Here is a 23,187-nt window from a genome sequence, read left to right on the forward strand (position 1 = left end):
ACAACATGATCAACTACCGGACCGGCCAGCCGCCCACCGGGTTACGAGACATCCCTTAGGTTGTGGCGATGCCGAGTCCGAAACTGGCGCCACTGATTCTGTCCGATGATGAACGTCGAGTACTGGAGGGTTGGACCCGGGCGTAGGACGACCGCGCAGGCGCTGGCGTTGCGGGCCCGGATCGTGCTGGCCTGCGCGGAGGGTGGATCGAACACCGAAGTGGCCGGGCGATTGAGCCTGGACCGTCACACGGTGACCAGATGGAGGGCGCGGTTCGTCGCCGACCGGCTGGACGGCCTGGGCGACGAAGCGCGCCCGGGCCGACCGCGCACGATCTCCGATGAGCAGGTCGAGCCGGTTGTCGTGACCACCCTGGAAACCACGCCGGCGAACGCGACGCACTGGTCAACGCGGTCGCTGGCGGCGCGGACCGGGATGACACAGTCGGCGGTCTCACGGATCTGGCGGACGTTCGGCCTCAAACCTCACCAGGTGGACACGTTCAAAATCAGCAAGGATCCCTTGTTCGTGGACAAGGTCCGCGACGTGGTCGGGCTGTATCTGGATCCGCCCGCGAAGGCGGTGGTGCTGTGCGTGGACGAGAAGTCTCAGATTCAGGCACTGGACCGCTCGGCTCCCGTGTTGCCGATGCTGCCCGGCGTGCCCGAACGGCAGAGTTTCGACTACGTCCGCCACGGAACCACCAGCCTCTTCGCCGCCCTCGAAGTCGCTACCGGCAGGTCATCAGCGCGGTCAAGCGCCGGCATCGGCATCAGGAATTCCTCGGGTTCCTGCGCACCATCGACAAGAATGTGCCCACCGAGCTGGACGTGCACGTGGTGCTGGACAACCTGGCCACCCACAAGACACCGGCGGTAAAAACCTGGCTGCTCAAGCATCCGCGGTTCCACCTGCACTTCACCCCGACCGGTTCCAGCTGGCTCAACCCTCGTCGAACGATTCTTCGCCGAGATCACCGTCAAACTGCTCCGCCGCGGCGTCCACCGCTCCGCTACCGCCCTCGAACGCGACATCCGCGACTGGATCCACCAATGGAACACCAACCCCAGGCCCTACGTGTGGACCCGCACCGCCGACCAGATCCTCGACTCCCTCGCCGCCTACTGCCGACGAATTAACGACTCAGGACACTAGGCGCGATGCGGCAGCCCGAGGACATCGCCCGCAGGCTCTTGGAGGGATTGCGCAACGACGAGTTCCTCATCTCGTGCGTGCCCGGCACGCGCGAAAGGTTGGTCGCTGACGCGGAGCGCGGCTACCGCCCCGCCCGGTTGGACCACCACAAGAGGCGATCTAAGGTGATCGGATGCTCCACCGAGGGCAGCAAAATGATCTTGCCGTGTCGTTCGCCGGGGCACGGCCGGCGTGTCGGCCGGTCGACCTGCTGAGTAACTTGGTGGAGCTGTTCGACGTCCGGTTGGTCGGGGCCGGGCGACGAGCCAGTCGCCAGCTCACCCGGGTTCGCCGTGTCGGTGACCGACCGGACGGGACGCAGCGCCGGAGCCGGACGTCGTGCTGGTTCCCGGAGGCCGCGGCACGCGCCCGCTGATGCGGGATGATCCGTTCCTCGCCTGGCTGGCCGGCTACGCGAGCAGTGCTTCGCTCGCCACCTCCGTCTGCACCGGTTCGGCGGTGCTGGCAGCCGCGGGCCTGCTCGACGGCTACCGCGCGACCTCGAACAAGCGGGCGTTCGACTGGGTCACCACCCGAAGCGAGAACGTCGACTGGATTCGGCAGGGCCGATGGGTCGGGGACCGAAACCGGTAGACCTCCTCCGGCGTGGCCGCGGCAATGGACATGACCACGGCGCTCATCAGGCACCTGCACGGCACCACGTCGCCGAGGACGTCGCCAACTACCTCGAACTCGAGGTGCCTTGACCGGCCGCCGGACTTCGAAGCGAAGCCTCGCCCACAGACTCAGTCCCGAGCACCGAGGTCGATGTCTATGACCGGCGCGAGCCTCCGGAGCAGTGCGACGAGCTGAGCGCGCTCCGCGGACGTGAACACGGCGAATGCTTCCGCCTGACGTTCCCGGCGACGGGTGAGCAGCCGAGTCAGCCGCTCACTGCCGTCCGCCGTCAACGCGACCAGCACCTTGCGCTCGTCCTCGGCCGAGCGCCGGCGCACCACCACCCCGGCGGACTCCAGCTGCTGGAGCATCCGGGTCGCCGTCGGGATGGAGACGTCCGCGGCCGCGGCGAGCCTGCCCACAGGCAGCTCGGGCTCGGCGACCAGCGGCTCGAGCATCGTGACCTGCGGCAGCGACAGCCCACCGTCCCGATCGGCGCCCGCCGAGCGGGCCTTCCGCATGGCGAAGAACACCGCGTCAGCCGCCTGCACGAGGTCGTCGACCTCCTCGGCCGTGGGCGGATGGTTGCCCGTCGTCGTCATACGAGCTATGTTAACAGGACAATAGTTAGCAACCTATCTATTAGGAGGCTAGATATCATGCCCGGCCGGATCGACGTACACCAGCATCTGCTCCCTGCCCGCTACACGAAGGCGCTCGAGGACAACGGCGTGACTGCGGGCGGTTGGCCGACGCCCTCGTGGAGCCCCGGCGCCGCGACCACGATGATGGACGCGGCAGGCATCGCCACCGGGATGCTGTCGATCAGCGCGCCCGGCGTCCACTTCGGCGACGACGCCGCGGCCCGCGACCTGGCCCGCGAGATCAACGACTTCCAGGCGGAACTGGTCAAGGACGTTCCCGATCGGTTCGGGCACTTCGCGGTGTTGCCACTGCCAGATTTCGACGGTGCGGTGACCGAAGCCGTGCGCGCGTTGGACGACCTGCACGCCGACGGCGTTGTCCTGCTGTCCAACGCCCGCGGTCACTACCTCGGCGACCCGGCCTACGAGACACTGTGGACGGAACTGGCCACCCGCCGTGCGGTGGTCTTCGTGCACCCGGCAGAGCCGCCGATCACGCGCCTCGACGGCCTGCCGAGCCCCCTGCTCGACTTCCCGTTCGACACCACGCGCACCGCACTCGACCTGGTGGCCCACGGCGTGTTCGACCGGTACCCCGACCTGCGCATCATCCTTTCCCACGCCGGCGGGTTCCTGCCCTTCGCCGCGCACCGCTTCACAGGCGCGGCGATGTTCAACCCCGGCACCACCCCGGACGGCATCCTTGCCGGGCTGCGGAAGTTCTACTTCGACACAGCACTGTCCGCCACCCCGACCGCGTTGCCTTCCCTGTACGCGTTCGCCGAACCCGGCCACGTCCTCTACGGCAGCGACTTCCCGTTCGCCCCCGCGGAATGGCGCGCGGGGTTCGACCGGAACCTCACCACGTACGCGGGCCCGGGTGCCGACCGGTTCCCCGACGTAGACCGCGTGGCGGCCGAACGCCTGTTCCCCCGGCTCGCCAACGCCTCCTGACGCCTCGATCCACCTCGCGCCGGGCCGGCGGAGGTGAGCATGACCACCGAGCACGTACTTGAGCAATTCGGCGCAACGGTCGGACGGCATCTCTGTCGCGGGCCTGCTCCGACCCGGCAGCTTCGCACCCAGGTAGTCGCGGCGGGAGGCGTCACTTGGATTCGAGGCGGCCCAGCGGGTGATCTTCCGCGACAGCCGTCTGCGCCCGGTCCCAGTCGTCGTGGTCGACGCCGGTCACGTGGCGCAGGTAGGCCAGGGTGACTTGCTGGACGAGAGCTACATGGTCGGGATCCTCGTCGGTTGTCTCACTCGACTCGTAGCCAGAGATCCAGCCAAGGAAGTGTTCGCCGCCGTATACGGTGAGCAGGCTCTTGGTGCCGTGGGCGAGGGTGTAGGCGTCGGTCATCCAGCTCGGCCCCCGGGTGGAGAGCAGCAGGTTGTCCTTGTCCCCGGCGACGACGAGGCCGGGTGCGGTGATCTGGGAGAAGTCTTCACCACGCAGCCACGGGAAGTTCCGGTACGCCTCGGGAGACAGATCGTCGCCGCCGCTTCCGGTGGTGGCCAGCTGAATGCTGGCCGTGACGCGGGGGTCGGACAGATCCTCGATGATCCCGGTCTGCGGGTCTGTGACCCGCTGGCCCACCAGGATGCCTGCCGTCTGGCCGCCGAAGGAGTGGCCGGCCGCGACGACACGACCGCGGTTCACCCGGCCCCCCCCAGCCCCGGTACGGCCGCCTCCAGCGTGCCGAACTCGTCCAGCACGCGGCGCATGTCGTTGACGCGGTGCCGCCACAGTTGCGGCCAGCGCGGGTCGTCCGCGGCGAGGGCGAACCGCTTGGAGTCCAGGTGGGTGGGCTGCACGACGACGAACCCACCCGCGGCCCAGTGGTCGGCCAGCGGTGCGTAGTTGGTGTTCAACGAGATGCTGCCCTGGCGCGACGACATGACACCGATCGTGCCCGTCGGCGGGACGAGGTCCTGGAACGCCTCCACGACGCGCACCGGGCTCAGCGCGTTGGTCACCATCACCTCGGTGAAGGTCTCGGTCGGCACCTCGGCGACAGCAGGTCGAACTCCGTGGCGGCCAGGCGCCCGTGCAGTGCGGCCAGTTGAGCGGGCACGGTGATGTCGACGTCCTCCTCGACCGTCAAGGCGCCGTCCGACTGGTCCGCCAGCACAGCACCGGCGCCCGCCGGTCGTCCAAAACCGGTGCGGTACCGACCGATAACCTCGGGGTCATGAATCGGCCCGCGCACCACGTGATGGCGATCGACCAGGGCACGACCTCCACCCGCTGCCTGGTGTTCGACCAGCGGGCGCGGCTCGTCTCCGTCGTGCAGCGCGAGCACCGGCAGCACTTCCCGCGCCCCGGCTGGGTCGAGCACGACGCCACCGAGATCTGGCGCAACGTCGACCGGATCGTGCCGCAGGCGCTGCGCGAGGCCGGGATCGACGCGAGCCAGGTGGCGGGACTGGGCATCGCGAACCAGCGGGAGACCACCGTGCTGTGGGACCGCCACACCGGCGTTCCCGTCGGCCGTGCCGTGGTGTGGCAGGACACCCGCACCGAGGACCTCGTCCGCGAGCTGTCGGCGCTGCCCGGCGCGGAGCGGGTGCGGGAACGCAGCGGGCTGCCGCTCGCGACGTACTTCTCCGCGCCCAAGGTGCGCTGGCTGCTCGACCACACCCCGGGCCTGCGTGAGCGCGCCGAACGCGGCGACGTCCTGTTCGGCACCATGGAAAGCTGGCTGATCTGGAACCTCACCGGCGGCGCCGACGGCGGCAGCCACGTCACCGACGTCACCAACGCCAGCCGCACGCTGCTGATGAACCTGTCCACTCTGGACTGGGACGACGACCTGCTGGCGTTCTTCGGCATCCCGCGGGCGATGCTGCCGGAGATCCAGCCGTCCGCGCGGGAACACGGCGTCACCCGCCGCGTCGTGCCGGGGCTGCGCATCGCCGCGGCGCTCGGCGACCAGCAGGCGGCGTTGTTCGGCCAGACGTGCTTCGACGCGGGCGAGGCGAAGTGCACCTACGGCACGGGCAGCTTCCTGCTCATGAACACCGGCACGGAACCGGTGTCCTCGCGGCACGGCCTGCTGACCACGGTCGCGTTCCAGCTCGACGCCGAGCCCGCCCACTACGCGCTGGAAGGCTCGATCGCGGTCACCGGCTCGCTCGTGCAGTGGTTCCGCGACGCGCTAGGGCTCATCCGCACCGCGCCGGAGATCGAAACCCTCGCCAGGACCGTGGACGACAACGGCGGCTGCTACATCGTGCCCGCCTTCGCGGGGTTGTTCGCCCCGCACTGGCGCAGCGAGGCACGCGGCATCGTCGTCGGGCTGACCTCCTACGTCACGAAGGGCCACCTCGCCCGCGCGGTGCTGGAAGCGACGGCGTGGCAGACCCGTGAGGTCGTCGAGGCCATGAACGCCGATTCCGGGCTGACCACGAAAGCGCTCAAAGTGGACGGTGGGATGACGCCGGACCACCTGCTGATGCAGCTCATCGCGGACGTGCTGGACGTGCCGGTGATGCGCCCGATGCTCGCCGAGACCGTGTCCGTCGGCGCCGCCTACGCCGCGGGGCTGGCCGTCGGGTTGTGGCCGGACCTCCGCGGGCTGCGCCGCAACTGGCACCGCGCCGCGCAGTGGCTGCCGCAGATGCCCGCCGCCCGCCGCGAGGCCGAGTACGCGAACTGGCGGCACGCCGTGCGGCTGAGCATCGACTGGGGCAACCGGGCTACGCGCGGCTGAAGCGCGCGCCCCAGTCCCGCACCTGCTCGGCGAGCTCGGGCGGGGACACCACCTCGAAGTCGGCGCCGACGACGCCGAGCGCCATCGTCGGCCAGTCCAGCGACTCCGCGGTCATCCGCACGCGGCACGACTCGCCCGCCTCCTCGACCGTGCACCACCGGCCGATCCGTTCCCGCACCGTCGCCGCCGGGGCGTGCACGAGCACCTCGACGTCGTAGGCGCGGTAGAGGTTGTCGAGGTTGCGGCGCACGAACTCGGCGGCGTCCGCGGCGGGCAGCTCGCGGGGCCGGAACCGCTCGCCGGTGACCGCGGGCGAGGTGAGCCGGTCGACGCGGAAGCTGCGCCAGTCGTGCCGGACGAGGTCGTAGGCCACCAGGTACCACCGGTTCCCGAGCGACACCAGCCGGTGCGGCTCGGCGTGCCGGTCGGTGCGGGTGCCGTTCGCGGCGGTGTAGGTGAAGCGGACGCGTTCGGCGTCCCGGCACGCCAGCGCGACCGTCGTGAGCACGCCGGGGTCCACTCCCCCGCCGCGCCAGCTCGCGGGCACGGTCATCGCCCGCAGCGCGTCGACCCGGTGCCGCAGCCGTCGCGGCAGCACCTGCACCACCTTGGCCAGGACGCGGACGGAGGACTCGGCGATCCCGTCCACGGGGCCCTGCGCCGCGGTCTGCAACCCCACCACGAGCGCGACGGCCTCATCGTCGTCGACCACCAGCGGGGGCAGCGCCGCGCCGGCCGCGAGCTGGTACCCGCCGTCGACCCCGCGTTGCGCCTCGACCGGATAGCCCAGCTCGCGCAGCCGGTCCACGTCCCGCCGGAGCGTGCGGGGCGAAACGCCGAGCCGCTCCGCCAGTTCGGCGCCGGGCCAGTAGCGGTGGCTCTGCAGCAGGGACAGCAGCCGCAGGGTGCGCGTGCTCGTGTTCGCCATGTTTCCGATTCTGCCGCGCATTGCGGCCGGAAACTGGCCGCAATGCCGGTTAGCTTGGGTTTCGACGGCGAAACCGAGACGAAAGGCGGCGGCCATGACCCAGGCGACGATCACCGGCGAGAAGGCGGACCTGCTGGCCGGGCTGGCGAAGCAGCGGCACTTCCTGCGCTTCACCACGCGCGACCTCACCGACGACCAGGCGCGGCAGCGCACCACCGCGAGCGAGCTGTGCCTCGGTGGCCTGATCAAGCACGTGACGTCGGTGGAGAAGGGCTGGGCGGAGTTCATCCGGCGCGGCCCGGCGGCGATGCCGAACTTCGCGGAGATGACGGAGGAGGACTACGCCCGGCGCGCGGACGAGTTCCGGCTGCTGCCCGGCGAGACGCTGACCGGGGTGCTGGCGGATTACGCCGAGGTGGCGCGGGAGACCGACGAGCTGGTCGCGGGCCTGCCGAACCTCGACGTGGACCACCCGCTGCCCGAGGCCCCGTGGTTCGAGCCCGGCGGCCGGTGGTCGGCCCGCCGCGTGGTGCTGCACATCATCGCGGAAACCGCCCAGCACGCCGGCCACGCCGACATCATCAGGGAGTCCCTGGACGGCGCGAAGAGCATGGGCTGAGCGGCGCGGGGAGGCCGCACGGCAGGCGGGCAGGGGTGACGGGTGGCGCTGGCCGCTGCCGGCGGCCCGGGGCTGCCAACGGCGACCGGGAGCCTGCTGCTGGTGGCCGGGGTCCTGCTGCTTCGGCCGGGCTGCGGCGCGCATCGCCCGGCCTCCGCCGCAGCCGGCTACCGGCGGCGGGATCCTGTGCCTTCAGGCGGGCAGCGGCGCGCATCGCCCCCGGCCGCCGCGCCCAGCCGCCACCGGCGGCCACGGTCAGCCCCGATGCCGTCCGTTCAGCGGCAGCGCATCGCGCCCGGCGCCACCAGCCACCACCGCAGCCAGCCACCACCGCAGCCAGCCACCGCCGACGGCCACGGTCAGCCCCACTGCCGTCCGTTCAGCGGCAGCGCAGCGCCCCAGGCCCGGCCACCACGGCAGCCAGCCACCGCCCGACCACCACCGGCAGCCCTGGGTCAGCCCCGGTCCTGGCCCTTCAGCCGCGCCGCTTCCTGGCGGACCTCCGCCTGAACCGCGCGCTCCCGCACGAGCCACTCCGGCTGCTCCGCTTTCAGCGCGTCGATCTGCTCCGTCGTCAGCGGCTCCGTGATCCCGCCGCGTGCCAGCCCGCTGATCGACACCCCGAGCTTCGCCGCGACGACGGGGCGCGGGTGCGGCCCGTTGCGCCGCAGCTCCCGCAGCCACTCCGGCGGATCGGCCTGCAGGGCGTTCAGCTCGTCGCGCGAGACGACGCCCTCCCGGAACTCCGCGGGAGTGGCTTCGAGGTACACACCCAGCTTCTTCGCCGCCGTGGCGGGCTTCATCGTCTGGGTGGTCTTGCGCGAGGTCATGCCGTCCAGGGTAACGAGCGCCCGCCGCGGGGCCGACCACGCCCGGTAACCTGGCCCGCGTGACCAGCCCCGCCCCCTCCTTCACCCTCGCCTACGTCCCCGGTGTGCAGCCGGGCAAGTGGGTGCGGAAGTGGGAGGAGCGGGTGCCCGCCGTCCCGCTGTCACTCGTCGGCGTGACACCGGCCGACGCGGCGGACCTGGTTCGCGAGCGCGCCGCCGACGCCGTGCTCCTGCGCCTGCCCACCGACCGCACGGGCCTGCACGCCATCCCGCTCTACACCGAGACCACCGTCGTCGTGGTGCCGAAGGACCACTTCGTCGCGGCCGCCGACGAGGTCACGCCGGACGACCTCGCCGACGAGATCCTCCTGCACCCGCTCGACGACACCCTCGACTGGGAGCGCCCACCCGGCCGCCCGGCCCTGGAGCGCCCCGCCACCACGGCCGACGCGATCGAACTGGTCGCCGCCGGGGTGGGGCTGCTCGTCGTCCCCCAGTCGCTCGCACGCCTGCACCACCGCAGGGACCTGACCTACCGGCCGGTCACGGACACCCCGCAGTCCCGCGTCGCGCTGTCCTGGCTCGAGGACGAGACCACCGACCTGATGGAGCAGTTCATCGGCATCGTCCGCGGCCGCACCGTCAACAGCACCCGCGGCCGCCCGCCGACTCCCCCGCAGCCGAAGAAGCGCAAGCAGCCGCCGGCCCGCAAACCCGTGCCACGCCGCGGCAGGCCACGCCGCAGGTCCTGATCGTCAGCCGGCACGAGCCGAGGCGATCACCGCTTCGACGAGCTTCAGCACCCGCACGCCCTCTTCGAACGTCGCGCACGGCGGCAGCTCCTTGACGCCCGCGATCTGGTCCACAAAGGACCGTGCCTGGTAGGTGAACAGGTCCGCGACGCCGTGTCCCTGCCCGGGCGCGTCCATCGGCAACCCGCCCGCGAGGTGCGCGGGCCCCACGAACACGCGCCGGTGCCCGTTGACCGCCGCGCGCGGGGCCGGATCGGAGAACGTGAACTCCCCGGGGCGCTGCAGGTCGAACGCGGCCGACCCGCCGGTGCCGAACACCTCGAACGCCAGTCCGTTGGGCAGCCCGTGCGCCACCCGCGACAGCGAGAACGTGCCGAGCGCGCCACCGGCGAACCGGGCGGTGAACGTCGCGACGTCCTCGTTCTCGACCACCGCGTACTCCCCCGTCAGCTCGCCGCGCGTGTGCCCGGTCGTCGGTCCGGCGGGCACGGGGCGCCGGTCGATGACCGTCGTGAACGCGCCACCGCTGATCGAGACCATCGGTCCGCACAGGTACTCGGCCAGGTCGAGCAGGTGGCTGCCGGTGTCGGCCAGCACCCCCGTGCCCGGGCCGCCGCGGTAGCGCCACGTCCACGGCGTGCGCGGGTCGGCGGCGTAGTCGTACCAGCCGTGGCCGTTGAAATGCACGACATCGCCGAGGTTTCCGGCGGTCAGCTCCCCGCGGATGGCGCTGACTGCGGGCGACCACCGGTAGGTGAAGCCGACGGCGGCGACGCGATCGGTGCGGACGGCCGCCGCGGCCATCGCCTCGCCGTCCGCCACGGTGTGCGCCAGTGGTTTCTCGCACAGCACGTGCTTTCCGGCCGCCAGCAACGCTTCCGCCATCTCGCGGTGCAACTGGTTCGCCACCACGACGCTCACCGCGTCCACGTCGCCGGCGTCCAGCAGGGCGCGCCAGTCGGCTTCGGCACGTTCGAAGCCGTACCGGCGGCGAGCGTCCTCGGCGAGCGAGGTGGTGACGTCGGCGATCGCCACCAGCCGGACGTCCGGCCGGTCGAGGCCGAACACCGTGCCCGCGGACCGGTACCCGGCGGCGTGCGCCCGTCCCGCCATGCCCGCCCCGATCACGGCGACGCCGATGCTCGTCATCCGGCCCCTTTCAGCAGTGCACGGCGAGCGGGTTCACGGCTGCGCCTCCAGTTCGTGCCGCAGCGTTTCCAGCTCCGACCCGCCCGCCATGTGGTGCGTCAGCTGGTCGAGCGTCAGCTCGGCGCGGGGCGCGTTCAGCTCGACCTCGCCCTGCCGCAGCACGACGAAGTGGTCGCCGACGAGGAAGGCGTGGTGCGGGTTGTGGGTGATGAACACGACGCCCAGCCCGGCGTCACGCGCCGCGGCGACGTACTTGAGCACGACGCCGGACTGCTTGACCCCCGGCGCCGCCGTCGGCTCGTCGAGGATCAGCACCCGCGCCCCGAAGTGGATGGCACGCGCGATCGCCACGCACTGCCGCTGCCCGCCGGACAGGCTGCCGATCGGCTGGTCCACGTCGGGCAGCTCGATGCCCAGCTTCCGCAGTTCCGAGTCGGTCGTGCGGCGCATGCCCTCCACGTCGAGCCTGCGGACGGGGCCCCAGCCGCGCGTCGGCTCCGAGCCGAGGAAGAAGTTCCGCCACACCGGCATCAACGGCACGACGGCGAGGTCCTGGTACACCGTCGCGATGCCGCGGTCGAGCGCCTCGCGCGGGGAACCGAAGCTCACCGGCGCGCCGTCCACGAGGTACTCCCCCGTGTCGTGCCGGTGCAGCCCGGAGATGATCTTGATCAGGGTGGACTTGCCCGCGCCGTTGTCCCCGAGCACGCACGTCACCTCGGCCTGCCGCACGGTCACGCTCACGCCGCGCAGCGCGGTGATGTTGCCGTAGCTCTTGCCCACGTCGCGAAGCTCCACAAAGGCCTTGCCCGCCAACGGTTTCACCTCCGCGAGGTGCGCAGCCGCACCCACATGTTGAGCAGCGTGGCGAGCAGGAGCGTCGCGCCGACGAAGAACTTCAGCCAGTCCGGGTTCCACCCGGCGTAGACGATGCCCTGGGTGGTCATGCCGTAGATCAGCGCACCGATGGCCGAGCCGACCGCCGAACCGTAACCCCCGGTGAGCAGGCAGCCGCCGATCACCGCGGCGGCGATGTAGAGCAGCTCGTTGCCGATCCCGATGCCGGACTGCACCGAGTCGAACGCGAACAGCTGGTGCATGCCCACGAACCAGGCGCCGAAACCGACCGTGACGAACAGCCCGATCTTGGTCCGTTTCACCGGCACGCCGACCGCCCTCGCGGAGTCGGCCTGCCCGCCCACCGCCTGGATCCAGTTGCCCGCGCGCGTGCGCAGCAGCAGCCACGTCGCGAGCGCGACGAACGCCAGCCACCAGAACACCGTGACCTTGACCGCGACCCCGCCGATCACGATGTCCGCCGAGAACACGGCCTTCGCCGAGGCGAACCCGTCCATGTCGGCTATCGAGTCGGTCGCGACGGTGCCGCTGACCAGTTTCGTCACGGCCAGGTTCAGCCCCTGCAGCATCAGAAACGTCGACAGCGTGATGAGGAAGCTGGGCAGTTTCGTGCGCATCACGAGGTAGCCGTTGAGGAACCCGATCCCCAGCGCCAGCACCAGCGACGCGCCGACGCCTGCCCACACGTTGAGGCTCAGCTCGTAGGCGACCATCGACGCGGTGAGGGAGGCCGTGGTGACCGCGACCCCCGCGGAGAGGTCGAACTCGCCGCCGATCATCAGCAGCGCGACCGCGACGGCCACGATCCCGATCGTCGAACTCGAATAGAGCACAGTGGACAGTGACGCCGGTTCGCGGAAGGGCGGTGCCACCACGAAGAACAACACGAACACCGCCACCGCGCCGAGCAGGGAGCTCAGCTCCGGCCGCGCGACGACACGCCGCCCGAACGACCGGGGGCGGGCCTGTGCCGACGGCGTGCCCGCCGCCGGCACGGGAGTGCTGACGTGGGTCATGCGCCTCACCGGGTTCCGTTGTCGGCGAAGCGGGCTACGGCGTCGATGTTGTCCTTGGTGATGAACGCCGGGCCGGTCAGCGTGCTCTTGCCGCCGCCGAGCACGTTGCCGTTGTACTTGTACAGCCACAACGCGTCGACGGCGAGGTAGCCCTGCAGGTACGGCTGCTGGTCGACCGCCCACTGCACGGAACCGCTCTTGATGGCCTGGACGAGCGCCTTGTTCGTGTCGAACGTGGCGACCTTGGCGGAGCTGCCCGCCCCGCTCACCGACTGCACGGCGAGCAGCGCCATCGGCGCGCCGAGCGTCGCGACGTAGTCGATACCCCTGTCCTGCTGGAGTTTCGCCTGCATCGTCGACTGCGCCGCGGTCTGGTCCTGGCCGTTGACGTAGAGCAGTTCGGTCTGCCCGCGGAAGGTCTGCTTGAGACCCGCGCACCGCGCTTCGAGCGCGACCTGCCCCTGTTCGTGGATGACGCACAACGCGTGCCGCGCGCCGACGTCGTTGAGCCGGTTGCCGAACGCCTGTCCCGCCAGGGTTTCGTCGGAACCGAAGTACTCCAGGAGGCCCAGCTGCGACCACTGGTCCAGACCGGAGTTGAAGCCCACCACGGGGATGCCTGCCGCCTTCGCCTTGGCGAGCGCGCCGCTCATCGCGTCGGGGTGGGCGAGGGTGAGCGCGATGCCGTCGACCTTCTGGTCGATGGCGTTCTGCACGAGGTTCGCCTGGTTCGGGCCCGCCGGGTCGTTGGAGTAGACCAGGTCGACGTTGTCCTTGGCCGCCGCGGCCTCCGCCCCCTTGCGCACGATGTCCCAGAACGTGTCACCCGGCGTCTCGTGCGTGATCATGGCGATCCTGATCCGGGCGGTGTTCGCGGTACCGGCCGCAGCGCCCGCCGCCTGCTGCTCGGCCTGCTTGCCACCGGAGCTGCTGCAGCCGGCCAGCACCAGCGCGACGGCGGCGAGCGTGGCGAGCCAGGCGAGCCTGCGGTTCCTCTTCTGCATACCTGCACCTCTTCGTGCACGGAGGGGAACGGAGCCTGTCGCGCGCTACTAGCGCGCTCTAGTGCGACGTACTATGGTGCCCGTCACACCCCTTGTCAAGCCCTCCCTGCGCCGGGACAGGCGGGAACCATGGCAGACGACTTTCCGCGGCGCCGCCCCACGATGGCGGACGTCGCCGCGCGTGTAGGCGTGTCACGGGCGTTGGTGTCACTGGTGTTCCGGGGCGAACCCGGTGCCGGCGAGGAAACCCGGGCGCGGGTCTTCGCCGCCGCGCGGGAGCTGGGGTACCGGCCCGACAGCGCCGCACGCCTGCTCGCGCGCTCCCGCAGCCGCGTGCTGGGCGTGATGCTGACCGTGCGCAACCTGTTCCACGCCGACCTCGTCGAGGCGATCCACCCGGAGGCGGAACGGCGTGGCTACGAGATCCTGCTGTCGGCCGCGCTGCCCGAGTGCGGCGAGCGGCGTGCGGTGGAGGCGTTGCTGTCGCACCGTTGCGAGGGCCTGATCCTGCTCGGCGGTGAGCTGGACGCGGACTACGTGCGTGAACTGGGCGAACGGATCCCGGCGGTGGTGGTCGGCCGCCGGTTCCCCGGCGCGCGGGTGGACGCGGTGCACGTCGCGGAGACCAAGGGGGTGCGGCAGATCGTGGACCACCTGGTCGGTCTCGGCCACCAGTCGATCGCGCACATCGACGGCGGCAACGGCGCGGGCGCGGCGGAACGGCGTCGCGGTTACCTCGCCGCGATGCGCAGGCACGGGCTGGCGGCGGAGATCCGCGTCCTGCCGGGCGACCACACCGAGGATTCCGGTGCCCGTGCCGCCCGCGCGCTGCTCGCGGACCGCGCGCACCTGCCGACCGCCGTCTTCGCCGGGAACGACCGGTGCGCGCTCGGGTTCCTCGACGCCGTGTGGCGGGCGGGGCTGGAGGTGCCGCGCGACGTGTCGGTGGTGGGCTACGACGACAGCCACCTGGCCCGCCTGTCGCACATCGACCTGACGTCGGTCAGCCAGGACGCACGGCAGGGGCGGCTCGCGGTGCAGGCGGTTGTGACGCGGCTGGAGGACCCGGATGCTCAGCCGCGGGAAGTGGTGCTGCAGCCGGAGCTCGTGGTGCGCGGCACCACCGGACCGCCACCGGTGGCCGCCAGGCTCCGCTGATCATCGCGCGGCGGGGACCTGTGGCGCGGCCGCCACCGGTCGCGCCGGGCTTCACGCCGCGAGGGGCCGCGACTCCACCGATCACCGCGTGGCGAGGAAGCGGTCGATCTGCTCGCGGGACGGCGCCGTCGCCGGGCCCCGTTGGAGCACCGACAGCGCGGCCGCCGCGTTCGCGCGGACCGCTGCCGTTTCGAGGTCGGTACCGGCGAGCAGGGCCGCGGCGAGGACACCGCAGTGGGTGTCCCCGGCGCCGTTCGTGTCGATCGGGACCACCGGAAAGCCCGGCACGGCAACGGTCCGGCCCTCAGCGATGATCCGGCAGCCGTCGGCACCGTCCCGCACGACCGCCACCGCACCCGGTTTCGGCAGCTGCTCGATCAGAGTGCCGAGAACACGAGCCTCGGCCGCGTTCGCCGACACGATGTCCACAGTGGACAGCACCTCCGCCAGCGTCGCGGGATCGATCTCCCCGACCAGCGGTCCCGGGTCGAACAGCACGCGAGCCCCGTCCAGGCCGGGCAGCCACGCCCGCAACGCCGCCCGGTTCGACTCGTGCAGCAGGCTGTAGCCGCTGACGTACACCAGGTCCTCGCGCGTCACCCCGACCCCGGCGAGCTGGTCCGGCAGCAACCGGCCCTCCGCGCCCGTGCCGGTGACGAAAGTGCGCTCGCCGGTCGCGTCCACCAGCACCACGCACACGCCCGTGTCCCCGGAGTCCGCAGGCGGTTGCGCCACCTCGATGCCCTCGACGGCGAGCGCCGCGCGGACCTGGTCGCCGAAGCGGCCGGTGCCGTGCGCCCCGGCGTAGACGACGCGCGCCCCCGACCGGGCGGCCGCGGACATCACGTTGAAGCCGCCGCCCGCGTGCAGCCCGGTTTCCGACGCCAGCACGTCGCCGCCGGGCGCGGGCAGTGCGGGCACCCGCATGACCAGGTCCACGATCACCTGGCCGGTGTGCACCAGCCGGCCGGTCACCGGGCCTCCACGCGACGGGCACCGCCGAGCAGCGCGTACAGCCCCGCCGCCACGACGAACGTGATCACCCAGCCCAGCCCGTTCCGCCCCGGCCAGCTGCCGGCGAAGACCCCGGTGAACCACACGTCGTCCCCGGAACCCGCGGTCGTGAACTGGTAGCCCACGACGATCGCCAGCGCCCACGCCGCGACCGCCCTCGGCTCGACCCCGCCGCGGTAGAAGTACCGGCTGGTGCGGCGCAGGTCCATCAACGCGGCGGGGTCGTAGGTCTTCCGGCGCAGCATGTCCGTCGCGAACACGCCGACCCACGCCGTGATCGGCACCGCGAGCAGGCTGATGAACGCGATGAACGGGTCGTAGAAGTTGTCGGCGACGAGCATGAAGTAGATCGCGCCGAGCGTGGTCACCACGACGTCGACGACCACGGCGTAGACGCGCTTGATGCGGATCCCCAGCGTCAGCGTGGTCAGGCCCGCCGAGTACACCGACAGGTGGTTGGACAGCAGCAGCCCGCCGAACGCGGCGATCAGGTACGGCACCGCCATCCACGCCGGCAGCATCCCGCGGATCGCGGCGACCGGGTCCCCCGCCTGCGCCAGCGTCGGGTCGCCCGCCGACAGCAGGCTGCCCAGCGAGATGAGCAGCACCAGCGGGATGCCCGCGCCGACGGCCGCCGAGGCGACGAGCGACCCGGCGCGCACCGCCGGGTGCTGGTAGCGGGACATGTCCGCCGACGCGTTGGCCCAGCCGATGCCGGTGCCCGCCGCGATCGTGCCGATCCCCGCGATCATCGCGCCGACCGACGCGGGCGGCGCCGAACCGACCGCGTTCCAGTCCACAGTGGACACCAGGCTCACCGCGACGACGATGTTCAGCGCGCCGAAGATCCACGTCGCCCAGCGCTGCACGGCCACGAGCACGCGGTGCCCCAGCCCGGACACGATCACCGTGCACACGACGAACACCGCGATGCACACGATCGTCAGCACGGGCACCGACTTCGCGTCCGAACCCGTGCCGAACAGGATGGCGCACAACGACAACAGCGCGAACGCGGCGGTCGTGGTGTTGACCGTCTCCCAGCCCAGCCGCGAAACCAGCGAGACGAGCGTGGGCCCGGCGTTGCCGCGCACGCCGAACACCGCGCGGGACAACGTCAGTCCGGGCGCACCCCCGCGGCGCCCGGCGATCGAGACCGCGCCGACGATGGCGAACGAGCCGACCGACCCGAGCAGCGCGACGATCGCGGCCTGCCAGAAGGCCAGGTGCTGGATGGCGACGAGCGTCGCGCCCAGCGGCAGGCCGAGGATCGAGATGTTGGCGGCGAACCACACCCAGAACAGCTGCATCGGGTGGCCCGTGCGCTCGTTCTCGGGCACCGGTTCGATGCCGCGGGTCTCCAGCGCGCCCTCGGCGCGGACGCTCGTGTCGGTGGTCTCGGTAGTCATCGGGCGCTCCTTTGGGCCGAAGAACGAAGGTCGAGCAACCCGTCGACGACGGGTCCGAGGTCGAGGTGGCTGACCCGGCGCACGGTGGCGACGAGGTCGGCGGGCAGGCCGGACAGCCCGTGCTGCGCGCCGAGGACGGCGCCGCACATCGCGGCGATCGTGTCGGTGTCGCCGCCCAGTTCCGCGGCGAGCGCCAGCGCTTCCACAGGCCGGTCGCCGAGCGCTTCGGCGAGCGCGAACGCGGCGACCACGGATTCCTGTGCGGCGACGGACGTTCCGACCACCTCCGCCACGGCGTCGGCGAGCTCGGGCACGTCCATACCCCGCACCCAGCCGCGGACCCAGCGGAGGCGCGCCGCGATGTCCCCGCCCGCGCTCCAGTGCCCGCGCCGCGCCCCGGCGGCGGCCGCCTGTTCGGCGTGGTCGAGCGCGGCGGGCAGGTCCGCGCCCTCGATCCCGGCGGACACGGCGGCGGCGACGGCCGCGGCGCCGGCGATGCCCAGGCTCGTGTTGTGGGTGAGCCCGCTGGCGGCGACGACGGCGTCGAGCAGGACGTCCAGCCCCGGTGGCGTGGCGATCGCGACCGGGGTGATCCGCATCGCGGCGCCGTTCGTGGTGCCGTACCGGCCCGCCTCCTCAGGCGGGGTGCCCGACTCCAGCAGCTGCAGCGCGCGTTTGGTGGACGGGCCCAGCAGGTCGGAGAGGTTGCGCCGCACCATGTCGGCCTCCCAGTCCAGCAGCGCCTTCGCGAAGACCATCGGGTCGATCCGGCCCCCGCCCTCGATCAGCAGGCGCGCCACCAGCACGGCCTGCTCGGTGTCGTCGGTGACCGAGCCCGCGGGCAGGCTCGGGGCGATGGGCTGCTCGGGCACGGCGTCCAGCAGCGTGCGGACCGGGCCGTAGTGCGCGGCGATCTGCTCGCGGGACATCGACTGCGTGGGCATGCCCAGCGCGTCGCCGAGTGCCAGTCCGGTGAAGGCGCCGAGCGCGCGCTCGCGGGTGTTCATCGTGCTCCGAAGGTCAGGTGGAACCGGAACCGGGCGGGGTCGAGCAGGCTGACGACGTGCTCGACGAGCCCGCCCGACGGATCGGTGCTGGTGCGGGTGGCGTGCAGGAACAGCTCGCCGACAGGCCGTTCGAGCAGGGCGGCGGTGTCCTCGGTGAGGGCCTGCGTGCCGATCCACTGCTCGCCTCCGGCGGCGTGCAGCCCGGCGGAGGCGAGCGTGGCGGTGAGGGAGTTGCGAAGCAGGCCGCGCTCGGGCAGTTCGGCGAGTTCCCCCGTGGCGGGCACGAGCGCGACCTCGTACGAGACCGGCCCCGCCTCGCGGTCCCGGCGAAGTCGCCGCACAGCAACGAATTCGGGGATCTCGAACCGCTCCGTCAGCGCGGCGGCGGTGGTCCGCTCGATGCCGAGCAGTTCCGTCGCGATGTCGAACCCGGAGCCCGCGAGCGCGGTGGCCCAGCCGAGCGACTGGTCGAGCTGGACCCCGTCGAACGTGACGAACGAGCCGACGCCGCTCTGCGTGGCGATGAGGTCCCGGCGCTGCAGCTCGGACAGCGCACTGCGGACGGTGCCGCGGCTGACCCGGTACCGCTCGGCCAGCTCGTGCTCCCCCGGCAGCTGGTCGCCACGGGCGAGCCTGCCGGAGTGGATCTGCCGCTCGAGGTCGGCCACGAGCCGGTCCCGCTTCCCGAAGCGAACCTGTCCAGTCCTGTCCATACCTGTACAGTAACCCGGCGGGAAGGGCCGATCAAGCGGCGGGGAGACCGGGCGCCGCCGCTCGATCGGCCCTGACCGGCGGCCTTGGGCTCGAAAGTCAGGCCGACCTGCGTCAGGGGACCAGCACGACCTTGCCGGTGACGGTGTGCGACTCGGCCAGCTCCAGTGCCTTGCCCGCCTCCGCGAGCGGGAAGCGCGCCGCCACCTGTGCCCGCAGTTCACCGCGTGCGGCGAGGGCGAACACGGCGCCGAGGTCTTCGGCGAGCCGCGCCCGGAAGCGCGCGAGGTTCCGCTTGCCCGCCCAGATGTTGTAGAAGTGCGCGCGGCGCCGGTTGGGCAGCAGCCGCCACCACAGCAGCCGCGCGAACAACTTCAGCACCGGGAGCCGCGAGTTCCCCTCATGGACCTTTGTGGACGCCGTGCCGTAGGCGACGAGCGTGCCGCCGGGGGCCAGCAGGCGGAAGGAGTCCACGATCCCGGGCCCGCCGACGTGGTCGAACACGGCGTCCACTCCCCCGGGCGCCACGGCACGCACCTGGCCGGGCACGTCGCCGCGGTAGTCGACCGGCAGCGCGCCCAGCGCGCAGACGGCCTCGAAGTTGCGGGCCGACGCCGTGCCGAGCACGCGCACCCCGGCGGCGCGCGCGAGCTGCACGAGCGTCGAACCGACGCCGCCGTTCGCCCCGTGCACCAGGATCGTCTGCCCGGCACGGACCTTCGCGGTCCGGTGCAGCATCTGCCAGGCCGTGATGCCGTTGACGACGAACGTCTCCGCCTCGGCCGGGTCCAGTCCGTCCGGCACCGGCACGAGATCCGCCGCGTCGAGCACCACGTGGCTGCTCCAGCCGCCGATCTTGGTCATCGCGGCGACGCGCCGTCCCCGCAACGCCTCGTCGACCCCTTCGCCGGTCTCGACGACGGTGCCCACCAGGTCGTAGCCGGGCACGAACGGGAACGGGGGCTGGTCGAAGTACTTGCCGCGGCGCATCTGCTGCTCGGCGAACGAGACCCCGGTGGCCTCGACGGCGACCAGCGCCTGTCCCGCCCCGGCCGGCGGCAGTTCGCGGCGGTTGAGCACGAGGCCCCGTGGCTCGACCCGGCCCGGCAGGACGATTTCGGTGATGGTGGTCATGGTCTGCTCCTTGGTAGTGAGTGATTGGTCAGTCACTGCACGGTCCGAAAAAAGGCCCGGCGACCCGGGCTGGTCGTTCAGCCCCGAGGCCCGGTGTCATGGGCCTTCGGGTGCCGGATACCGGCGGTGAGCACCGCGGCCCAGCCGCCGCGGTGGCCGTCGAGTTCGAGTGTCGTGATCAGGTGGCACAGCTGCCCGTAGGCGATGAACCGCTGCACCGACTCGTCCTTCGCCCCCGAACGCGACCGGACGTACTCGGTCACGCGGGCCAGGCCCTGCCGGACGGCCTCGGCGATCTCCGGCACGTCGCACGCCGACTGGGCGTGCACCTGCAGCATCAGCAGGTCCTTGTCCGTGATCAGCTCCGCGTACGCGCCGCCCATCTCGTACAGCACCTGCTCCGGATCGGCGGCGTCCGTGCGCGCGGCGCCCTTCCCCAGCGCCTGCACCACCAGCTCGTAGCAGCGGTCCAGCGCCGCCACGAACAACGCCACCTTGCCGGGGAACAGCTTGAACACGTACGCCGGGGAGATCTCCGCCCGCGCGGCGACGGCCGTGATGGGCGTGTTGTGGTACCCGGACTTGGCGAACTCCGCGATGGCCGCGTCGACGACCGCCTCACGCCGGGCGTCGGAGGTGGAGAGCGTGGCACCGCGTTTCGTCATGTGAGTGACTGTACACTCACTCCTCGCCGGTCCGCAAATAGGTGCGCCCCTTCCAGGCCGCACCCCGCCCGCGCCAGTGCTGGACCGCGGAGTCCACGGTCATCAGCAGGTAGAGCGTCGCGGTGACCGGCAGGAGCAGGGCGGCGGGCCAGGGCTGGCCGTAGTGGCGCAGCATCGGCACGAACGTCAACGCCATCACCAGCCACGCCAGCACCGCGACGCCACTCGTGACCGGATCACCCAGCAGCGCCCCGATCACGGTCAGCACCGGCGGGGCGAGGAACACCAGCCCGAGGCCGAGCACGGTCCCGGCGAGCAAAAGCGGCGAATATCGGAGTTGCGTGTAGGCACTGCGGGAAACCATGCGCCACAACGATCCCAGCGTGGGGTACGGCCGGACGCTGCGGGCGTGCTCGGCCAGCCCGAGCCAGATCCGGCCGCCGCTGCGCTTGATCGCGGTGCCGAGCGCGACGTCGTCGATCACGGCACCGCGGATCGCGGCCACTCCCCCGGCCCGCTCCAGCGCCTCGCGCCGCACCAGGCAGCAGCCGCCCGCGGCCGCCGCGGTCCGCGAGCCCGGGCGGTTGACCCGCCGGAACGGGTAGAGCATCGCGAAGAAGTACACGAAAGCGGGCACGATCAGGCGTTCCCACCGGGTTCGCGTGCGCAGGACGGCCATCTGCGAGACAAGGTCGTGCTCCCCCGCCGACTCGACGAGAGCCGTCAGCGACCCGGGGTCGTGGGCGATGTCCGCGTCGGTGAGCAGGAGCCAGTCCGCGTCACCCGCGGCCGCCACGCCGTGCGCGACGGCCCACAGTTTGCCCGTCCAGCCGGGCGGCATCGGGCCCGGCGACGTGACCGTCAGCGGCAGCCCGCCGTTCCCGGCGAGCCGCCGCGCCACGTCCGCCGTGCCGTCGCCGCTGCCGTCGTCGACCAGGACCACCCGCGCCTGACCGGGATACCGCTGGGCGAGCAGGCCCGGCAGCGTGTGCGGCAGGATGTCCGCCTCGTCGCGCGCGGGCACGACGACGGCGACCGACGGCCAGACCGGAGGTGTGCCGCGGGGTGGCAGCCGCTGGTCGGTGCGCCAGAACCCGCCCTGCGCCAGAGCCAGCCACAACCACGCCAGCAACGCCACCCCCGCGACCACGATCATGTGCGCAGCGTGCCAAACGGCGGCCGGTCAGTGCGCAGTGAGGCCCCCGTCCACGACGAACTCGGCCCCGGTGACGAACGAGGACTCGTCGGAGGCCAGGTACACCATCACCGGCGCCACCTCCTCCGGGCGTCCCGCGCGGCGCATCGGGGTGCGCACGATGTCGGGCTGGCTGTCCCCCTGCTCGTCGAGCAGGTCCTGGATCATCGGGGTCGCGATCACGCCCGGGTGCACGGAGTTCACGCGCACGCCGCGGGTGGCGTACTCGACGGCGGCGGTCTTGGTGAGCAGCCGCACCGCGCCCTTGCTGGCCTGGTACGCCGCGGCGGCCCCGCTGCCCACGAGGCCCAGCACGGACGAGGTGTTGATCACCGACGCGGCGCCCGAGGCCCGCAGCAGCGGCAGCGTGGCCCGCATGCCGAGCCACGTCCCGGTCTGGTTGACGGCGATCACCCGGTCCCAGGCCTCCGGGGTGGTGTCCTCGATCCCCGGCCAGTCCACGATCCCCGCGACGTTGACCAGCACGTCGAGCCTGCCGAAGCGGTCGCGGACCAGTCCGGCGACCTCGTCCCACTGCGCGGCCGAGGACACGTCGAGACGGGCGGGCAGCGCGCCGAGCCGCGTGGCCAGCTCGTGCACCGCTTCCCCGTCGACGTCGGTGAGGACCAGGCGGGCGCCCTCACGGGCGAACAACTCGGCGGTCGCGCGCCCGAGCCCGCCGGTGGCACCGGTGACCAGCGCGACCTTCCCGTCGAGGCGGCCGGTCACGAGCGCTCCTCGCGGTAGAGGACCAGGTGCTCGTGGTAGAGCACGCCGTCGCGGATGTCGCCGGTGGCGGTGAAGCCCGTGTCGTCCACGTAGTCGAGGTGGTTCCCGGTGACGGTGTAGCGGCCGGTGTAGGCGCTGCGCCGGTTTCCGCGTGCCTCGTCGTAGCGCCCGTCGGCACGCAGTTCCTGCCTGATGTAGCCGTCGGCGGTGACCCACATGCCGACGACGTCCACGTCCTTCGTCTCCATGGGCCCGAGTCTTCGCGGCGGCGCGGCCCGGTGGCAGGGTGCGCTTCGCCTGGGTGCGCCACACCCAGGCGAACCGTGAGAGGGTGCACGCGGCGAGATCACCACGACCACCAGGAGGACAGCCATGCCGAGCCGTGACGCCACCACCCACTGGGTGGGCGACCTGCAGTCGGGCAAGGGGCACGTGACGCTCGATTCCTCGAACGCCGGCCAGTTCGAGGTCTCCTTCCCCACCCGCGCCGGCAACCCCGACGGGCAGACCAGCCCCGAGGAACTCATCGCCGCCGCGCACTCGTCGTGCCTCGCGATGAACCTCTCCGGCGTGCTCGCGTCGGAGAACCTGGTCGCGGACTCGATCGACGTGAGCGCCGAAGTGACGCTCGGCCCGGCCAAGGGCGGCGGCTTCGAGATCAGCGGCATCGAGATCACGCTGCGCGCCTCGGTCGACGGTGTGGACCCGGACCGCTTCGCGGAGCTGGCCGCCACCGCCGAGCGCACCTGCCCGGTCAGCAAGGCGCTCGCGGGCACCACGATCAAGCTGGACGCCGCACTCGCCTGACGCGCACGGGGCCGGCCGGGCCGGGCGCTCCGG

General features: G+C 72.0%; 25 protein-coding genes and 1 pseudogene. 8 read left to right on the forward strand and 18 right to left on the reverse strand.

From position 1 onward, the window contains the following. Positions 1-68 precede the first annotated feature (68 nt). Together ABFX51_RS23165 and ABFX51_RS23170 are read left to right on the forward strand one after the other, a co-directional pair. Positions 69-1,155, forward strand: a pseudogene (locus ABFX51_RS23165) (IS630 family transposase). Positions 1,156-1,533: 378 nt separating this feature from the next. Continuing rightward, positions 1,534-1,788: a DJ-1/PfpI family protein gene (locus tag ABFX51_RS23170; protein WP_346054904.1), complete on the forward strand. Its 255-nt coding sequence runs from the start codon at positions 1,534-1,536 to the stop codon at positions 1,786-1,788. 152 nt (positions 1,789-1,940) lie between these two features. Here ABFX51_RS23170 and ABFX51_RS23175 read toward each other — a convergent pair whose 3' ends face one another. Continuing rightward, a complete protein-coding gene (locus tag ABFX51_RS23175) occupies positions 1,941-2,414 on the reverse strand; it encodes a MarR family winged helix-turn-helix transcriptional regulator (protein WP_346054905.1) in 474 nt (157 codons plus the stop codon). A 57-nt stretch (positions 2,415-2,471) separates the two neighbouring features. Here ABFX51_RS23175 and ABFX51_RS23180 point away from each other — a divergent pair, with 57 nt between their 5' ends. After that, on the forward strand, positions 2,472-3,410 hold the full coding sequence (locus tag ABFX51_RS23180; protein WP_346054906.1) for an amidohydrolase family protein: 939 nt from the start codon (positions 2,472-2,474) through the stop codon (positions 3,408-3,410). A gap of 151 nt (positions 3,411-3,561) precedes the next feature. Here ABFX51_RS23180 and ABFX51_RS23185 read toward each other — a convergent pair whose 3' ends face one another. Beyond that, positions 3,562-4,116 (reverse strand): alpha/beta hydrolase family protein, encoded by a 555-nt coding sequence (locus tag ABFX51_RS23185; RefSeq protein ID WP_346054907.1) that lies wholly within the window; start codon positions 4,114-4,116, stop codon positions 3,562-3,564. Then, the gene (locus tag ABFX51_RS23190) at positions 4,113-4,463 is read right to left on the reverse strand and encodes a hypothetical protein (RefSeq protein WP_346054908.1); all 351 of its coding nucleotides are present in this window, start codon (positions 4,461-4,463) and stop codon (positions 4,113-4,115) included. Before ABFX51_RS23190 ends, ABFX51_RS23185 begins: the two co-directional genes overlap by 4 nt. 185 nt (positions 4,464-4,648) lie before the next feature. On the opposite strand from ABFX51_RS23190, the gene glpK reads away from it, so the two are divergent. Further along, a complete protein-coding gene (gene glpK, locus ABFX51_RS23195; RefSeq protein ID WP_346054909.1) occupies positions 4,649-6,169 on the forward strand; it encodes a glycerol kinase GlpK in 1,521 nt (506 codons plus the stop codon). On the opposite strand, the gene ABFX51_RS23200 is transcribed toward glpK, so the two are convergent. Further along, on the reverse strand, positions 6,156-7,097 hold the full coding sequence (locus tag ABFX51_RS23200; RefSeq protein ID WP_091503805.1) for a helix-turn-helix transcriptional regulator: 942 nt from the start codon (positions 7,095-7,097) through the stop codon (positions 6,156-6,158). The two genes, glpK and ABFX51_RS23200, sit on opposite strands and share 14 nt — an antisense overlap. 94 nt (positions 7,098-7,191) lie before the next feature. Between ABFX51_RS23200 and ABFX51_RS23205 the strand changes: the two genes are divergently transcribed. Then, positions 7,192-7,716 carry a DinB family protein gene (locus ABFX51_RS23205; protein ID WP_091503803.1) on the forward strand — a complete coding sequence of 175 codons (525 nt, stop codon included), beginning with the start codon at positions 7,192-7,194 and terminating at the stop codon, positions 7,714-7,716. A 455-nt stretch (positions 7,717-8,171) separates the two neighbouring features. Here ABFX51_RS23205 and ABFX51_RS23210 read toward each other — a convergent pair whose 3' ends face one another. Continuing rightward, on the reverse strand, positions 8,172-8,546 hold the full coding sequence (locus ABFX51_RS23210; protein WP_091503802.1) for a DUF5997 family protein: 375 nt from the start codon (positions 8,544-8,546) through the stop codon (positions 8,172-8,174). Between the two features lie 59 nt (positions 8,547-8,605). On the opposite strand from ABFX51_RS23210, the gene ABFX51_RS23215 reads away from it, so the two are divergent. After that, a complete protein-coding gene (locus ABFX51_RS23215) occupies positions 8,606-9,298 on the forward strand; it encodes a LysR family transcriptional regulator substrate-binding protein (RefSeq protein ID WP_091503800.1) in 693 nt (230 codons plus the stop codon). 3 nt (positions 9,299-9,301) lie between these two features. Here the strand turns inward: ABFX51_RS23215 and ABFX51_RS23220 are convergent, their stop codons facing one another. Genes ABFX51_RS23220 through ABFX51_RS23235 form a run of 4 tightly spaced genes read right to left on the reverse strand, consistent with a single transcriptional unit; the run spans position 9,302 to position 13,325 of the window. Continuing rightward, a complete protein-coding gene (locus ABFX51_RS23220; RefSeq protein ID WP_091503799.1) occupies positions 9,302-10,447 on the reverse strand; it encodes a Gfo/Idh/MocA family protein in 1,146 nt (381 codons plus the stop codon). Positions 10,448-10,480: 33 nt separating this feature from the next. Continuing rightward, on the reverse strand, positions 10,481-11,263 hold the full coding sequence (locus tag ABFX51_RS23225) for an ATP-binding cassette domain-containing protein (protein WP_218153367.1): 783 nt from the start codon (positions 11,261-11,263) through the stop codon (positions 10,481-10,483). A gap of 5 nt (positions 11,264-11,268) precedes the next feature. Then, the gene (locus tag ABFX51_RS23230; RefSeq protein WP_091503797.1) at positions 11,269-12,321 is read right to left on the reverse strand and encodes an ABC transporter permease; all 1,053 of its coding nucleotides are present in this window, start codon (positions 12,319-12,321) and stop codon (positions 11,269-11,271) included. Positions 12,322-12,326: 5 nt separating this feature from the next. Continuing rightward, positions 12,327-13,325 (reverse strand): substrate-binding domain-containing protein, encoded by a 999-nt coding sequence (locus ABFX51_RS23235; protein WP_346054910.1) that lies wholly within the window; start codon positions 13,323-13,325, stop codon positions 12,327-12,329. A gap of 129 nt (positions 13,326-13,454) precedes the next feature. Here ABFX51_RS23235 and ABFX51_RS23240 point away from each other — a divergent pair, with 129 nt between their 5' ends. Further along, positions 13,455-14,483, forward strand: coding sequence for a LacI family DNA-binding transcriptional regulator (locus ABFX51_RS23240; protein ID WP_346054911.1), 1,029 nt, complete (start codon positions 13,455-13,457; stop codon positions 14,481-14,483). A gap of 81 nt (positions 14,484-14,564) precedes the next feature. Here the strand turns inward: ABFX51_RS23240 and ABFX51_RS23245 are convergent, their stop codons facing one another. The 9 genes from ABFX51_RS23245 to ABFX51_RS23285 form a co-directional block, all read right to left on the reverse strand. Continuing rightward, complete coding sequence (locus ABFX51_RS23245) at positions 14,565-15,458, reverse strand: PfkB family carbohydrate kinase (protein ID WP_346054912.1); 894 nt, start codon at positions 15,456-15,458, stop codon at positions 14,565-14,567. Then, complete coding sequence (locus ABFX51_RS23250) at positions 15,455-16,906, reverse strand: purine-cytosine permease family protein (RefSeq protein WP_091503791.1); 1,452 nt, start codon at positions 16,904-16,906, stop codon at positions 15,455-15,457. Before ABFX51_RS23250 ends, ABFX51_RS23245 begins: the two co-directional genes overlap by 4 nt. After that, positions 16,903-17,913 (reverse strand): ADP-ribosylglycohydrolase family protein, encoded by a 1,011-nt coding sequence (locus ABFX51_RS23255; RefSeq protein ID WP_091503789.1) that lies wholly within the window; start codon positions 17,911-17,913, stop codon positions 16,903-16,905. The genes ABFX51_RS23250 and ABFX51_RS23255 overlap by 4 nt, the downstream gene beginning before the upstream one ends. Beyond that, positions 17,910-18,626 (reverse strand): GntR family transcriptional regulator, encoded by a 717-nt coding sequence (locus ABFX51_RS23260; RefSeq protein WP_091503788.1) that lies wholly within the window; start codon positions 18,624-18,626, stop codon positions 17,910-17,912. The genes ABFX51_RS23255 and ABFX51_RS23260 overlap by 4 nt, the downstream gene beginning before the upstream one ends. Positions 18,627-18,738: 112 nt before the next feature. Further along, positions 18,739-19,758: a medium chain dehydrogenase/reductase family protein gene (locus ABFX51_RS23265; protein ID WP_346054913.1), complete on the reverse strand. Its 1,020-nt coding sequence runs from the start codon at positions 19,756-19,758 to the stop codon at positions 18,739-18,741. 77 nt (positions 19,759-19,835) lie between these two features. Then, positions 19,836-20,423, reverse strand: coding sequence for a TetR/AcrR family transcriptional regulator (locus ABFX51_RS23270; RefSeq protein WP_346054914.1), 588 nt, complete (start codon positions 20,421-20,423; stop codon positions 19,836-19,838). A gap of 16 nt (positions 20,424-20,439) precedes the next feature. Next, positions 20,440-21,579, reverse strand: coding sequence for a glycosyltransferase (locus ABFX51_RS23275; RefSeq protein ID WP_346054915.1), 1,140 nt, complete (start codon positions 21,577-21,579; stop codon positions 20,440-20,442). Positions 21,580-21,606: 27 nt separating this feature from the next. After that, positions 21,607-22,347, reverse strand: coding sequence for an SDR family NAD(P)-dependent oxidoreductase (locus tag ABFX51_RS23280; RefSeq protein ID WP_346054916.1), 741 nt, complete (start codon positions 22,345-22,347; stop codon positions 21,607-21,609). Then, positions 22,344-22,595, reverse strand: coding sequence for an Atu4866 domain-containing protein (locus ABFX51_RS23285; protein WP_091503780.1), 252 nt, complete (start codon positions 22,593-22,595; stop codon positions 22,344-22,346). Before ABFX51_RS23285 ends, ABFX51_RS23280 begins: the two co-directional genes overlap by 4 nt. 124 nt (positions 22,596-22,719) lie before the next feature. Between ABFX51_RS23285 and ABFX51_RS23290 the strand changes: the two genes are divergently transcribed. Beyond that, positions 22,720-23,154 carry an OsmC family peroxiredoxin gene (locus ABFX51_RS23290; protein ID WP_346054917.1) on the forward strand — a complete coding sequence of 145 codons (435 nt, stop codon included), beginning with the start codon at positions 22,720-22,722 and terminating at the stop codon, positions 23,152-23,154. Positions 23,155-23,187 lie beyond the last annotated feature (33 nt).

This window comes from Amycolatopsis dongchuanensis, from assembly GCF_039542405.1.
GTDB lineage: Bacteria > Actinomycetota > Actinomycetes > Mycobacteriales > Pseudonocardiaceae > Amycolatopsis_E > Amycolatopsis_E sacchari.